This window comes from Brevibacillus sp. NPDC058079, from assembly GCF_042885155.1.
Classification (GTDB): Bacteria; Bacillota; Bacilli; order Brevibacillales; family Brevibacillaceae; genus Brevibacillus.
Genome location: NZ_JBHVSO010000017.1, coordinates 1 through 15628, shown reverse-complemented (window position 1 = coordinate 15628; position 15628 = coordinate 1). Strand labels below are relative to the sequence as shown.

Sequence of the window (15628 nt, the reverse complement as noted above, 5' to 3'; positions counted from 1 at the left end):
ATTAGTTTTTTTGCACAAAACTATTCGTCACTATTCTGCTTTCTTCGATAAGCTGCCTTAGCCAGATCGGCGCGTTGGAACTCCTCCAATCGCTGCTCTACCTCGATTTGTTGCGTGATTTCATGCTTCAAGCCGTTTAGACAAGATTCGCAAATGTTGCCTGCTCGAATCAGAAAACCGCAGCGCTCACATGGATAACCAAGATTTGGATTTCCGGCAACCGAAATGCGCCCTTCCTTGATAAACTTCGTGATTTGCTTCACGCTCACAGCGGTGGCTTCGCTCACTTGATGAATATTCGATCCACGATTTTCACGCTTGCGTAAAAACTGGGCGCAGGCCTCATATTCTTGTTCCACTTCTTTACAGCACTTGGGGCAAATGTCACGGACTGCTTGTACAAATACAGCATCACACCGCGAGCAGTTTGCCAACTTGCCCATAGACATATCGGACTACCCCTTTTCCGTTCAGAAAGTTCATACGGTTCTACATCCGTTGTATGCCTACATCATAGCTTAATTTTTCCAAACTGGCTATCGGTATATTGTCAAGGAATATACTTCACAGCTTGGCCCCAAATGTGCTCTGATTGTCCTCGCGCACGAACGCAACGTCGAACCAGTCGTATAAATATCGTCAAGGAGCAAAATTTTAGCAGCAAAGGGCATATCCTCGCCATCCCACACAAAAGCTTCGCGCATACTTTCGTGGCGTGCTGCGCGCCCTTTTTGCTTGCTCAGCTTTGGGGTGTCCTTCGTTCGACGTAGCAGCGGTCTCACGGGAATCTTGATCGCTGCTCCTAAATAGCGGGCCAGCAAATCAACCTGATTGAAGCCACGATCCCGCAATCGTTGTGGATGTAAAGGAACCGTCGTGATACAGGTAAACCCCATAGACCTGTAATAACGCTGAACCGTAATGGCGAGAAGCGTACCGTAGTATAAAGCAAGCCGCTCGTCACCGCGGTATTTAAACAATCCGAGCAAATCCTTCTCTCCCTTTTCATAGCGAAGCAAGCTCCGATTTGCCACCAATATCTGCTCATCTTCTCCATGAACACAATCCCTGCATAGTCCTTCGTCGCCGATACTAACCTGCAGCTCCCTATCACGCCCGCACCGCTGGCAAATATCATGCCCGATCAACGGCAAGGAATCAAGGCAGACTCCACACAACACGATCCCTTTTAACATCCGGTAGATGACCGGATAGCTCGCCTGATCGGATAGCTGTCGCACCTTTTCACGAACGACCGTTTCCTTTTGGAGAGCTACGATATGTCCACCACAACGCACACACATCCTACTGGTCATGAAAGACCTCTTTGTTCCTCGAGACTTTGAGCCAAGCAGTTCATCTGTGATATCTGTCTGACGGCCCGCTTTGGAAAAGTAGCGCGTTCTGCTTGCAAAAATAAAACACTCCCCGTCGTATCATCAACGGATCGTCCTACTCGTCCTGCTATCTGCACCAATGACGCTTCGTCAAATACAGGTGCCTCCGCGCCTACCACTACTACGTCACTCTTTGGTATGGTCACACCCCGCTCCAAAATCGTAGTCGTCACCATGACTGTATAACGTTTTTGTCGAAATGCGAGTACCTTTTCCTCCCGCATAGGGTCTGCCGCATGAACACCAGCCATCTCCCCTGCATGATCAGGAAGCCATTTTTGAAGGTACGATAACACCCTGTCAATTTCATCAACTCGCGGGACAAACACAAAAACTTGTCGGCCTTCACTCAGTGAACTACTCACTGCTTCTATAAACGGTGCCACGATTCGATTCGACCGAACGCGCTTATGTAAGCCTTGTACCGTGAGAATCTTGGGAACAGGAAGCGCAGCACCATGATAGCGTCCAGGTAACAGAACATGCGTATCAGAGAATAGCGGTATCGCGCCAGACGAGCCTAGGAATGAGCGTCCTTTTCTAACGAGCCGCTTTTGCAAATATCCCGGAGGTGTCGCGCTTAAATAGAGGAGCTTCCCATTCTTTTTCACTGCTCTGGATAGAGCGCGATACAAAATAGGATCATTATGATACGGGAACGCGTCGGCCTCGTCGAGTACGACCAGCAAAAAACGCCGATGGTAGCGCATGACCTGATGCGTGGTCGCAATCGTGATGTCACTCTCTTCCCACTTCTCCGCGCTCGAACCGTGGACAGCAATCACTTTAGCCCCTGGAAAGACTCGCTGAATACGCGGAGCCAATTCCAACACGACGTCTTTTCGAGGTGTTGCAATCAAAACGCGACCGCCAGCGGCAAGTGCCTCTGTAACAGAAGGGAATAACAACTCCGTCTTACCCGCTCCACAAACTGCCCAGATCAAATATTCCGACAGCCCTGGTCTCGGATTGGCTACAAAGCAACGCGCACGCTCCGCTGCCCGTGATTGATCTGCCGAATACCTCCCCGCCCACTCCAATCTCGCCACGTTCTGCAAGTGTTCTGTACTACGGATAAGCGATGCTCCCACATCCATTAAAAAATACGGTGTACAACACTTACTCCTGCCCATCCCTAAACAAGCTGTGCAATAGGCGCAGCCTTGCTCACACGTATGACAATAAGTAAATTCCACCTTCGCTCCTGCACTTCCGCAGCGTTCACAGACCAACTCCAGCCGATTGCGCCACCATCCTTTTGTGACCGTAAAACGAATGCCAGGTCGCCACTCCGCTTTGTTTGCCAGCACGAATGAATGCAAAATGGCTGACAAATCATGTACGTCCACCCCTCGCTTTTTCAACACAGACTCCACTTCATCCCAAAGGAGCGCACGCCCGTCCAAAATCTCGCTCAAAACAGCTTCTTGTGGTTTCTCGCGCGATGAGCTCCTTCGAAGAAGTTCACGACCACCCAAAAGGCCCAACTGAGCACTCGGCAATTTCCCCAATACTTTGCTACCTTGATAAGAAACTTCCACACTCTCCTCGACTGACTCCCAAGAAAACCACCCCTGCCTTCGACGATCCAGTACGCTCACTGTTTCCCGTCCATATAAACTACTCGCTTCGCACACGCCACTTACCGCCAGCGCTCTCAACTCTTTTACATATCCATCAGTCAGCATCCGTCCCTTACCGACTTGTTCCATCAAATACCCGTTCACTTTCGCACGCAAGGAAAAAGCCAGAGCAAGCGACGATGTCTTCCCAATGACATGCAGGACACACCCTTCTCTTTCCTGCCAAAAAGAACGATCTATAGAAAAGCTCGGCGTAACATAAGTCTGCACCTGTGGTATTGATCCGCCGTAAGCTTTGATATACAGCAAATACTCACGCATACGCTCACTCCCCCGCCCTCTTGCCCTTAGTGTGCAAAAAGACAGACAGGTCCGGCAAATAAATTTCGGAATCAAAATCAGGCTGTAGAAAAATAAAAAAGCCGCCGATCTATTGTCGACAGCTCGTAATATTTACGCTTAATAAATTTTTATGCTCCCTCTTTTTTCTCCCGCAGATCAATGACGATGGTTCCAGCCGCCTTCTCCTCCTGTCCGTCTCCCAAACAATGTCCGTACGGATAACGATTCAAGACGGCTGTCATCTGTTTCGTATCATCGTCTGATCCATCATCTATCAAGGTAATTCGGATAGGTCTGCCACTCCAATACGAGCGAAACAGCAGACTCCGCACTACACGTTCTAGCACCTGTTCCGAATTGCGCACCAGCAACCGATAATGCTCATACGGGAGCTCGCTCGCGCTATCCGTCCGATTCGTCCAGCGCTCCGCGATCATTACCAACAAAGAGGAGCAGCCAAATGCTGCCAAAAGCCATACAATCAGCTCTTCCATCACGGTCATACCTCCTCCTATACCAAGGTATGCCGCACGGCTTGAACAGAGTGCAAATAGGAAGCGCTTCCTACAGTTTCACCCAACCGTTTTTAATGGAGATGACAACAGCTTGTGTCCGGTCTTGAACATTGAGCTTCTGCAAAATGCTACTAACGTGGTTTTTAACCGTCTTTTCACTAATAAACAAGAATTCCCCAATGGCACGATTGCTTTTCCCTTCTGCCATCAGCTGCAATACTTCCCGCTCGCGACGGGTAAGCGATTCGATCACTTTTGGATCGATGGCTTGCGATTCATCTACGGAGAAGCTACGTTCTGCCGTCCCTTCCTGCTCGCTCAGACGACGGAATTCTTCAATCAGCTTGCCCGTCACCTTCGGATGTATGTATGCTCCACCACTCGCCACTACACGCACAGCGTCAACGAGGTCTGACGTTCCCATTTCCTTCAGCAAGTAGCCAGAAGCTCCAGCACGGAGTGTACGATATACATACCCCTCATCATCATGAATCGAGAGCATAATCACACGAGTAGAAGGGCTTACAGAAATCACATTTTCTGCAGCAGAAACGCCATTTATGTTCGGCATGTTAATATCCATCAACAAGACATCCGGCTTGTGCTCTTCCGCCAATACTGTGGCTTCTCCTCCGTCCGCACCTTCACCGACGACCTTGAAATCTTCTTCCATTTCCAATATTCGCTTTACGCCTTCGCGAAATAATTGATGGTCATCCACAATCACAATGCGGAGTTCTTGCTGTCTCTTATCCATGGTTCATCCCCCAGTACTTGTTTACGTTTCATGTCACAATTTTATCGGTATTTGGAATATAACCTTGGTTCCCTCTCCCAGAGCGGATTGCAGCTCGACACTACCCTCTAAGAGCTGTACACGCTCACGCATTCCCAAGAGTCCAAAAGAGTTGCCATTCGCCATACGTTTTTCAAGATCGAATCCGACCCCATCGTCTTTGACGACGAGACTTAACGAATCTTGTACAAATTCCAGCTTCACTTGAACTGTCGTAGCGCCTGCGTGCTTCTCCACATTGTTCAAACATTCCTGAACCAAACGGAAGATCGCAGCCTTTACCGAACTACGCAAAGGAGGCTCCACACCAAATACTACCAGATCGATGGAAGACTGAATACGCTCTTCGCACGTTTGAATATATTTTTGCAAGGTAGGTACTAGCCCTAAGTCATCTAATGCCATTGGACGCAAATCAAAAATAATACGTCGAACATCCGCCAAGCTCAAACGTACCATTTCCTTCAACTCGTGCAGTTCCATTTGCGCTTCCAAAATGCGCTCGTTTTTCAACATGCGTTCTACAATTTCCGAACGCAGCACGACATTTGCCATCGATTGAGCTGGACCGTCGTGAATCTCGCGCGCGACACGCTTGCGCTCTTCTTCCTGAGCCTGGATTACCTTTAGGCCCATCAACTGATGCTGCTTAGCTGATTCCAGCGCCTCGCCAATCTTACTTAAGTCACCAGTCAAATATCCAAGCACAACGCCCATTTGAGAAACCAGCTTTTCTGCACGGACGATGGTTTCTTCCAAGGTACGCAGTTGACGCTCCAAATCATTTCTTCTGCGCTTCAAATTATTTTCCCGCTCGCGGTAAATGGACAGTTCTACCTGAATACGGCTCGCCTCTTCATACGCAACCCGGATATCTTCCTCCGTGTACATATGAAAATTACGACTGACCAACACGAGCTTGTTGCGCGATTTACGATACGCGAGTTCAAGCGCATCGACTTTTTGAATCACTTTGGAAATCTCTTGTCGAAGTTCATGTAGATCAAACTTCAATGAGTTGCCATGCTGTCTGGCGTTTTCAGCTATATCAAATATTTGGGTTTTACTCGTTTCTACGGTTTCAATCGTTCGCTTGATCACCCCGTCCAGCACGCTGATGTCTATCGCTTTGTTCATGATTGCTCTCCTTCAAACTCATTTTTAGCCTTCGTGAACAACTGTTGGAGGTGCTCTTCTTCTACATCTCGCAGTCCCATGTCATTGCGTGGAATGGCAAACGGATCTGTTCCTTGTTTTACGAATCCACGATTGGATGTAAACACATAGCGGTAGCCAGCTTGACGAGCTGTCTCCAGTACGATTGGACTTGTGTAGCCAAATGGCAACGAGATAGCCTCAACCTCTTTCTTCATCCATTCGCTTAAACTGACGCGAGATATACTGAAATCTACATAGAGGCGGTCCCTGTACTCTTTCTCTTCCTCTAAACGCTGCAAGTCTTTCAGATAGACCGGAGCTGTTTCTGGGCCAAGATCGCCCCACTCATTTCGTTCTTCCTCTTCATGCAGACTGTACGTGTGGGACCCGATCGTAACCAGTCCCGAATGAGTCATTTCGTTAACCTGTTGACGCGTAAGTGGTGGCGTCATATTCTCCCGTTTTCGATCAGCTACATCTCTTAAGCGCCCCGCAATCGCGAAGTTCACTGAAGGGTAGCCGTATGTACGTAAGATCGGAAATGCTTCTTTGTAATAACTCTCATACCCATCGTCGAACGTAATCAAAACAGCATTCTCAGTCGGTAAGGTACCCGTCTCCATAAATCGCAGGAACTCATCCAACGATATCGGATTCAGGTCGTTATCATGCAAAAATTTCATGTGTCGGGCAAATTGATCAGGAGCTATGACATACCGCTGATTCGATTGATCCGTGACATGATGGTACGTCAAAACCACAACCTGATTGTTATACCACTTTTTCGTTTGAACCGCTGCTTCTTCAATTGGTGTGACGTTTGGCTCAGCATTTTTTGTCTCACTTATGCTTATAGACGTATCCACTTGGGGAAAAGGTTGCACTTCTTGTTTATTCTTTTTTTCCAGAAAAGATTCGCCTAACAACCCAATAGCCACTGCAAAAAACAAAAAAGTAAGAAACACGATCAGGAAGAGCCTTCTGTTCGGCAAAAAAACCCCTCCTCTACTTCCTCACTAGGAGATTCGACACAGTCCTACAAATTCCTGTGCAACAATTGACCCAATAATTGGATGACTCTGCTCCTAAAAAGAAAAAGAGCCCAGTAGCAATACCAGGCTCTTTTTATGTCATTCAGCAATATTACAGTTGAGCAGCCTCTTGCTTCAGAACTTCTGCTTTGTCTGTTTGCTCCCAAGGAACATTCAGGTCATTGCGTCCAAAGTGGCCATATGCAGCTGTTTGTTTGTAGATAGGACGACGCAGGTCGAGCTGCTTGATGATACCAGCAGGACGCAGGTCGAAGTGTTTGCGAACCAATTTCACCAGAGCTTCTTCGGAAATGGTACCTGTACCGAAAGTATCTACTGCGATGGAAACTGGTTGTGCTACACCAATTGCGTAAGCAACTTGTACTTCGCATTTGTCTGCGAGACCAGCAGCCACGATGTTTTTCGCTACATAACGAGCTGCGTAAGCACCGGAACGGTCAACTTTAGTCGGATCTTTACCTGAGAACGCACCGCCGCCATGACGAGCATAACCGCCGTAAGTATCTACGATGATTTTGCGACCAGTCAAGCCAGCATCCCCTTGTGGTCCGCCAATTACGAAACGGCCAGTTGGGTTGATGAAGTATTTGGTATCAGCGTCCAACAGTTCAGCTGGAACAACTGGTTTGATTACTTGCTCAACCAGATCTTGCTTGATTTGCTCCAGAGTTGTTTCAGGAGCATGTTGAGTAGAAATAACGATTGTATCGATACGAACTGGTTTGTCGCCATCGTACTCAACGGTTACTTGTGTTTTTCCGTCAGGACGGAGGTAAGCAAGTGTTCCGTTTTTACGTACTTCAGTCAGACGACGAGCCAATTGGTGGGACATGCTGATCGGAAGCGGCATCAGCTCAGGTGTTTCATTGCAAGCAAAACCAAACATCAAACCTTGGTCACCAGCACCAATTGCTTCGATCTCAGCGTCAGTCATTTTGCCTTCGCGTGCTTCCAATGCTTGGTCTACACCAAGTGCAATGTCAGCGGACTGCTCGCCAATTGCAGTAATAACACCGCAAGTGTCAGCGTCAAAACCGAATTTCGCACGGTCATAACCGATTTCACGAATGGTTTCACGAACGAGCTTTTGGATATCCACATAAGTGTTTGTAGTGATTTCACCTGCTACGAGAACCAAACCAGTAGTTACGGAAGTTTCGCAAGCTACGCGAGCGTTTGGATCTTTGGACAGGATCGCATCCAAGATGGAGTCGGAAATTTGGTCACAAATTTTATCCGGATGTCCTTCAGTTACAGATTCGGATGTAAACAGACGACGACCTTTTTGCAAAGCCATGAGAAAATACCTCCTTTGACCTCATACAAATAGTGTGGTAGCCGAGTCAGGATTTTATCTACGTAAACGCAAATAAAAAACCTTTTCCATTTTTTAGGAGGAAAAGGTTTGAGCGTTTTTTGCTTCCTTCATCCTCTTATCGGCCAGAACAGATGTCCGTTCTGCTGGTTAGCACCGCTCTAGATCGGTTGCCGGGCTTCATAGGGCCAGTCCCTCCGCCTGCTCTGGATAAGAGTATCCATTACGGATAATAGAATAATTGTTTTTTTCAGAGATGTCAATAGGAAAATTTTTACTTATAGTTGATAGGCTTTGGAAAGTACCACCACTACCTCGGCGCGAGTTGCCCTTCCATTCGGTTTAAAGGAAGAACCGTACCCATTGACCCATTTTCTAGATGTTAAAGCCTCAATAGCAGGAGAAGCCCAGTGACTCGTTGGCACATCCTGATAATTCGATGTACCACGGTTATACATCAAGACATCACGTGCCCGCGCGATCATTACCGCCATCTCTGCACGCGATATCGGCTGATCCGGCTTCATTTCATTCTTCGGGTACCCTTTCAAAATCCCTAATTGATAGGCTACACCTAGGTTGTGATAAGCCCAGTGCCGCTTTGGCATATCCCTGAAGGTCGTTTTTCCTGTGTAGGTAGTCGCTACCTTGGAACCGGTCGCACGCATTGATTTAAGCAGCATCGTGGCAAACTCTGCACGGGTCACTGCCTGATTCGGCTTGAACGACGCATCATTAAACCCATTTACTATATCGCGAGAGCTAAGTCTGACGATCTCTGAGCGCGCCCAGTGGTCCGAAATATCGCGATAGCCCGCTATCAATTTCTGCTGTGTCACCGTGAGTCGGTACGATTCATATTTGAACGCAGTCCCGCTATTAAGGCGTACATAATATTTTCCTGGTTGCAAACGCAAACCGATAACATCGTTTCCTCGGTTAGACAGCTCCGCTACCTCATTCGTCGAAGCGATCGCATAGTTCATGTTTCGATCGCTATAGAGCGCAAAACGAAAGCCACTATCGACAGGAATGTACGGCGCTCGGAACGTCACATACGATTCACTATTCACAGTAAATTGGAACCAGTCGGAATCAGTAGCTGTCGGTATTGTGCCTGACATCACTGTTCCACCGCTTAACGGAGACGCTTTTTGATAAGTGTCATTCGGCTCATTAAAATCTTTTTTTACTGGCGTGTATCCCAGATCCAGCTGATATTCGCCATTCACCGCATTGCGATTGTACTCACTCACACGGATGTAATACTTGCCTGGTGACACTTCTTTTTGGGCGCGTTCTGTCGGATTGTCTTTCGTTCCATTATCGTAGTTAGGGTCCCATACAACCATCTTTTTTCCGAGCTCTTGTTTACCGATACTCAGCAATAGATCGAAACGCTTGTTATCAGGACTAACGGAGACATCCAAATGCCCGTATTCACGAACATAGTAGGAGAACCAATCCTGATCCCCTTCATCGTGGAAATTGCCTGTTACACTGATTTCGTTGCCTACGAGCGGCCTTGCCGTCTCTTGCGTATCGTTCGGTTCGTTACGGTCCGGATTGATGGTAAACTTACTCGTCAACACGTAGGTAAAAGCGTTGTTGACCCCTCCGTTACGCATTAACCGGATATTCATTCGTCCCGCCTTGACCGGGACAGTTATCGTATCCCCATTCCCGAAGTACTGCGTGATCGGCGGACGATTCTCTGGGTAAAAGGTAGCTGCCATCGCTGAAGAAACACCGGAAGTCACTGACGCTGAGAAGCTGACCTTCCCATCGTAAGGGATGTCCATCTTCAGCCAGTCTATCGTGTCTTTGGGCCCTAAATTTCCACGTATTTGCGATTCGATCGGAAACGCTTTGGCTGAGTACGTCTGATTATTTGGCTCTAAAAAGTCATGGGATAAGGCCGTTCGAACTGCCTTGTCGACATTTAACAACCCGTAGCCCGTTTTCCGATCCCATCCCTTTTCCCCTAAGTCCGTAGCCGTTTGAAAAAGCAATTGTCTCACATCAAATGGACTTAGTTTGGGATGACGAGCTAGTATGAGCGCTGCTGCACCCGCTACTTGTGGTGCCGCTGCTGAAGTACCGCTAAAAGAACCGTATTTTCCCCCAAGCTTGGTCGTATAAACATTGAAACCAGGCGCTACTAGGTTCAGCTCAGGTCCTGTATTGCTTTGATACAGCACTTCATTGTTACTCCTTACAGCCCCTACCGCTAACACCGTAGGATAAGCTGCGGGATAAGCCACACGGCTACTCTCATTGCCACTAGCTGCAATCAGAACAGCTCCGCTTATTTCCGCTCGTTGCACAGCATTCGCCAGTTCCTTAGAGTAGGCCATACTGCTTAGAGACATCACGATGACTTTGGCACCACGATCCAAGGCAGTATTGATACCCTTAGCAAGAGTCTGCACCGTTGTATCTCCATTTTTGGCCAAAACTTTAATCGGCAAAATCTTGGCATTCCACAAGACACCGGATACACCAATACTGTTATTCCCGCTAGCAGCCAGTACACCAGTTACTTCTGTTCCATGTCCGTTATCGTCCTGGGCAGATCTCCCGGGATTGACAAGATTCACACCCGGCAGAAGGTTGTCCTTCAAATCAGGATGCTTATAGTCCGCACCGGAGTCCAACACCGCAATGATAATCTGTTCATTACTATTTACAACTGACCAGGCTTGATGAGCTCTAATCTGACTCAAATGAAGCTGGTTACTTAAATAGTAGTCATTTGATGCTGGTGGTGCTGCAGCATAGATCGTTTGGTTATTTGCCATCACTAGCGCAACACTTAACGCAGTCGCTACTGACATGTTCACTGATTTTTTCATGCAAAACATTCCTTCCTTCTCTCCCCTGCACAATTAGCAGTCTAAAAGGAATTCAGGTATTTATCTTCTCGTCCTAGCATAGCGGATGAAAAGGGAGACATGCAACCCTGATCACCCAATATTTGGAACGTCATTACAGTACAAAACCCTTTTCACCATGGGCAAAAAGGGTTTTCTTCTTACTGTAACAAACCTTTATTGTCTTCCACTTCAGGTGTTACCTGAGCTTTTTCTTTTTTTCTTTGTTGTGCTTTCGGAATAAAAGCAGTCAGTTCCGCCAGATTTACCTCTTCCTTTTTAATCGAGGAGAACGGAATATCAAATGCCCATACACGATGGCTATTTGCTTCAACCTTCATGTTTTCTAAGGTGAAGTGTACACGTGCGACGGTATCGCCATCCTTATCATGAACGATAATCGGCACTTCGGTAAACTCCAGACGTTTTGCCAGACCGTTACGGAAAGCAACGATGACTTTCAGGCCGTTATCTTCACCTGGCTTGATGTCGAGGACTTGCAAATCTACTTCGCCCTCTACAATCGGAGCCTTCTCCGCTGCCTGCTTCATGTATTGCTTGGACTCATCTGCACTCAGACCCAAATTAAAGTTTTGGTTCTCTTCTACTTCGTGCTTTTTCGGCTTGATATAGGCCAGCTTCAGAGGAACCTCTTTTTCAGGGATGCGGTCAAACTCATCCCAGCGGAACATGAATTCCATTGGACGGCTGGACATTTCCATTACTGGGCCAGATGTGATCAGATCAAAAGTCTTTCTCGCGACTTCTTCTCCATCCTCCGTCACCAAAGACAACGGAAGCTTTTGCAGCAAAATGCTGCGGTCTGTCGCATTGCGAACGTAGGTAAGAACCAAGTAACCATCATTGGTAACCTGCGTAAAGAAAGGAATGATACCTACTTCGTTACGAACCACTGGAGGCATTTCATCATGCGCGTATTGCAAGAGCTCATGCTCCGCTTCGTCCAATTGATCATCCCACGGACCGTTCAGCACCAAAAACAATTCCTTGGATTCCACACGGTTCGCAGATTGCTGCGGATTATCTAATCCAGATACACCCAAATAAAACTCTCTATGAAGATTCTCATGAATATCCTCGCGTACTTGCTCCAAGCTCTCCTTGGAACCAAACCAATTTTCCAATAACCAACTCATAAGTCAACCTCCTCTTTCCCACACCTCAAAAGTATTGCGCCCTATTCTACCTCAAGCGTCCATCTTTTCAAGTCGGCATCAGGCTTTTTCACTAAATTTGGCGGGAACACAATCATCCACGGACGGCTGTAACCCGGCTTCACATTAATGCTACTTGCGTCCAGCACACCTGTTGCTACCAGATCACCATTTGCATCAGCAATCGTCAGCTTGATTTCATCTGGACGGTAATCGTGGGCCATCCCATTGCGGAAGAGCATCGCTGCTACCAAATGTCCTTCCTTTGTCATTCCGATATCAAAACCAGTAACCTGCACGGTATTAATCGGAATCAATGGCAAAGACTGCGTCAACGCTTCCAGACGATCCTTTTGGCGCTCAGTCATGCGCTTTTCCATTTCGGGATCGAGCTCCAGATTACGAGGCCATACATGCGAATTGCTACCCGCCTTCATAACCACTTTCCAACGGTTAAAGGTGAAATTATCATGCAGATAGCTCTCTTCCGGGAACAATACCTCCCACGGACGGCTGGTGTGCGGCGGAATTGCTCCCATATCTGACAAATCCACCTTGATCCGCGCAAACGCCTTATCATCGAGATAAATCGCTAATCCAACGTTTTTGATCCGCACTGGCTTATTCGTGGAGTTACGGAAGAACATAGCTACCGTCATGCCGTTTGGCTGCGGAATCATACTGAATCCCGTTACGCTAATCATGCCTTTACGAATCTCAGGCAATTCTTCTTGCAAAAAGCGAAGCGTATACTTTTTCTCGGAATCCAGCTCACTTTCCCAAATCGGACTCAAAGACAATTCCGTACGAATCTTTTCAGCTCCACCTACAGAAGCTTCCTGTTGCTCATTGCCTTCCATTTCGACCTCGGTGTTTTTCATCTCAGCGACATCAATGGCAGACTCTTCTTGAATATCTTTTTTCAGATCCTGTTGATCCTTACCTAATAAATTCTTCATAAAGGAAAACATAGGCTACCTCCTCACACGTCCGGACACGAACGAAGCTCTCTCATCATGATAAACTTTTTTGACTAGCCTATGCAAATTTGCTCTCTTGCATCAGGCTTATTGGGGAACGTTTACTTTCCAACGCGACAAGTCCAGCTCTTCCTTTTGAATGCTCTCTGGCGGGAAAATAAACAGCCACGGCTTGCTCGTATTTGCATTTACAGTCAGGCTTCCTAATTCAAACAGGCCCTCTGCCACTTTATCCCCGCTAGCATCATACAGCGCCAGCGGCAACGTTTCGATGGACAGCGACTGTGTAGAACCATTGCGAATCAAAAGCATCACATTCAGAGCACCACTTTCGGTTCTACGAATCTGCACACTCTGTATATTTACTTCTCCCTCTTTTAGAGCAGGAAGATTCTTCGCTAATTCAATTAAGGACGTTTTTTGTTCATCAGTCAGTGCCTTAATCCAGGAATCCTCCAGCTCCAGCTGCTGTGGAAGAACCATCTTCTTCTGCGCCATCTCAAAGGCAATCTTCCAGTTCACGAGAAGAACTTCAACTTGTAAAAAGTGTTCTCTGGTAAATACAAAAGACCACGGCCTTGCAGAACGCGGCGGAATTTCTCCAAGCTCTCTCAAATCAAAGGATTGGCGGGTAAACAGCTCCTGATCCCCAAACAGTACCACCAGTGTCATCTCATTCAGGCTGATTGGACGGTTCGTGCTGTTCCGAACGAATGCTACCACTTCAATCCCGTCGTCATGCGGAACGAGTGAAGTCCCAGCCAAGGATATATTCCCTCGTTGCAACGGTTCCAGTTCCTGAGCCATAAAGGAGAGCGAGTATTTCTCTTGCGCCCCCAACTGCTTCTCCCACAATTCATGCAGCGAGAGTGTTGTGATGACGCCAGTTGATTCCTCATGTACCTGTTGCGCTTCCTGATGAGACTGTTCGGTATCAGCAGCGGAAAGGATCGATTCCTCCTGCACCTGCTCCCGCACCTCATTGGTTGTCGGTTCTTTCCCCATTAAATTCTTCAAGAAGGATAACATATCGTCGCTCCCAACTTTTCTCTTCATCTATATATAGTTACATTCGTCATCCACTATAGCATAGTGACATCCTTTTGCAACATAGAAAACTTGGCATTCCAAGCAGAAAACAAAAGGCTTTTGCAACCTTTTCATTTCCTTATTCGTACTGTTAATTATGTTAGGATACCCGTACGCAGCAGGGGATGTCAAGGAATGGAAGGATGGGCGGTGGGGCAAAAAAGGAGAACCTGGTTTGCTCGCAGCCTCAAGGACCGTTTCTTAGTCGGTCTATAGCATTCAAACACCTTTGATCGTTCACCGTGTCTCAGTCGCATATCTAATGAAGAAAAAATTTTTATGCTATCGAGCCGTCGAAGGTTTCGTGTATAACATTTCCATAATGAGTTAAAGTTTACAACATTGTTTATTATTGATAAAATGTAAGGGTCTAAACAAATAACTTGGGGAATTGCTTTTTGGCCAACTGTCTTGTGCAGTTGGTTCTTTTTTTGCTTTCAAAAAAAAAATAAGAGCCTATCACGAATGCGATAGGCTCTTTCTTATTTGCTAATTTCCTAATGATGCTGGATCTATAGTCACATCAATTCGTAAACCTGTAGTAGCATTATCAACGGTAAACCACACATGCATGCTCATATACTGTTTGAGCTGTTTGATTTACTTGAACGAGTTTTATTCTTCCTTACTCTTCCACCTGCAAATATTCGGATAGTTTATTGTCCCCACCCATACCTTCCATCTAATGTACCTTGACTTGGACAAATGGATTTTTTCAGTTCCTTCTATATATAAGGATGATTTGATCAGTAACATCATCTGCGGATTTGCTTATATTCCGAGCGTTGCCGTCTGGTGGTATTTTTCGGTTTCTGGATTGCGATTTCCATGTCGCTTTTTTCACCTTGCGCAAAGGCTACCACCGGTTCGGTTATAAGATTGGAAAGACAAGTGCAAATGTAACAATAAGTGATAACATCGAAATTGATTGCAGGGATTTTTTAACATTTCTGCATATGCACATTTCGCATCAATAAAAAAAACACTCAAGGATAAGCGTTTACTTCAAGGTTAGAGAACTCTTCGCTAATAGAATGATCCTTTTTATTTTTACCAGTTTTATTTTGCTATTTTTTCAAAACATCAACTTGCAATGGCAGAACTACACTTCCATATTGTGGGGATTTCCATTACTTAGGAACAAGCTACATCCATATTCCTTTTTTCTACAAATGATGGGTAACATGGGCCCTATGAAAATACTGGTAGGACGTGATTTGCTGGAATTGGTGAACAATTAGAAATTATTGTAAGGGTTAGTGCTATTAACGGTACAACTGTTGAAGTTAAATTCAACAAAGAAGCAGATGCTGTATCTTTGTTCAAAAATGGTAAAGATGGCGAATTCGTAGA

Annotated in this window: 12 protein-coding genes and 1 riboswitch; all 12 genes read right to left on the bottom strand. The window is 46.5% G+C overall.

What is annotated here, in order from left to right; all coding sequences use genetic code 11:
• Positions 1-20: 20 nt before the first annotated feature.
• On the bottom strand, positions 21-449 hold the full coding sequence (locus ACFVS2_RS30755) for a TIGR03826 family flagellar region protein (protein WP_390240215.1): 429 nt from the start codon (positions 447-449) through the stop codon (positions 21-23).
• An 87-nt stretch (positions 450-536) separates the two neighbouring features.
• A complete protein-coding gene (locus ACFVS2_RS30750; protein WP_390240213.1) occupies positions 537-1316 on the bottom strand; it encodes a ComF family protein in 780 nt (259 codons plus the stop codon).
• Positions 1313-3301 (bottom strand): ATP-dependent helicase ComFA, encoded by a 1989-nt coding sequence (locus tag ACFVS2_RS30745; RefSeq protein ID WP_390240211.1) that lies wholly within the window; start codon positions 3299-3301, stop codon positions 1313-1315. The genes ACFVS2_RS30750 and ACFVS2_RS30745 overlap by 4 nt, the downstream gene beginning before the upstream one ends.
• A 149-nt stretch (positions 3302-3450) precedes the next feature.
• Positions 3451-3816, bottom strand: coding sequence for a glycosyltransferase family 2 protein (locus ACFVS2_RS30740; RefSeq protein WP_173619921.1), 366 nt, complete (start codon positions 3814-3816; stop codon positions 3451-3453).
• A gap of 70 nt (positions 3817-3886) precedes the next feature.
• Positions 3887-4594 carry a response regulator gene (locus ACFVS2_RS30735; protein WP_015893575.1) on the bottom strand — a complete coding sequence of 236 codons (708 nt, stop codon included), beginning with the start codon at positions 4592-4594 and terminating at the stop codon, positions 3887-3889.
• A gap of 33 nt (positions 4595-4627) precedes the next feature.
• Complete coding sequence (locus ACFVS2_RS30730; protein ID WP_173619671.1) at positions 4628-5770, bottom strand: sensor histidine kinase; 1143 nt, start codon at positions 5768-5770, stop codon at positions 4628-4630.
• Positions 5767-6783 (bottom strand): polysaccharide deacetylase family protein, encoded by a 1017-nt coding sequence (locus ACFVS2_RS30725; RefSeq protein WP_390240209.1) that lies wholly within the window; start codon positions 6781-6783, stop codon positions 5767-5769. Before ACFVS2_RS30725 ends, ACFVS2_RS30730 begins: the two co-directional genes overlap by 4 nt.
• Positions 6784-6934: 151 nt before the next feature.
• On the bottom strand, positions 6935-8140 hold the full coding sequence (metK, locus tag ACFVS2_RS30720; RefSeq protein WP_217367744.1) for a methionine adenosyltransferase: 1206 nt from the start codon (positions 8138-8140) through the stop codon (positions 6935-6937).
• 133 nt (positions 8141-8273) lie between these two features.
• A riboswitch (SAM riboswitch) is annotated at positions 8274-8375 on the bottom strand.
• Positions 8376-8436: 61 nt separating this feature from the next.
• Positions 8437-11013: a S8 family peptidase gene (locus tag ACFVS2_RS30715; RefSeq protein WP_390240206.1), complete on the bottom strand. Its 2577-nt coding sequence runs from the start codon at positions 11011-11013 to the stop codon at positions 8437-8439.
• A gap of 179 nt (positions 11014-11192) precedes the next feature.
• Positions 11193-12188: an SLAP domain-containing protein gene (locus ACFVS2_RS30710; protein WP_390240204.1), complete on the bottom strand. Its 996-nt coding sequence runs from the start codon at positions 12186-12188 to the stop codon at positions 11193-11195.
• A gap of 41 nt (positions 12189-12229) precedes the next feature.
• Positions 12230-13177, bottom strand: a complete 948-nt coding sequence (locus ACFVS2_RS30705) for an SLAP domain-containing protein (protein ID WP_390240202.1) — start codon at positions 13175-13177, stop codon at positions 12230-12232.
• Positions 13178-13273: 96 nt separating this feature from the next.
• Entirely contained in the window at positions 13274-14215 is a 942-nt protein-coding gene (locus tag ACFVS2_RS30700; protein WP_390240200.1) for an accessory Sec system S-layer assembly protein, read from the bottom strand.
• Positions 14216-15628 lie beyond the last annotated feature (1413 nt).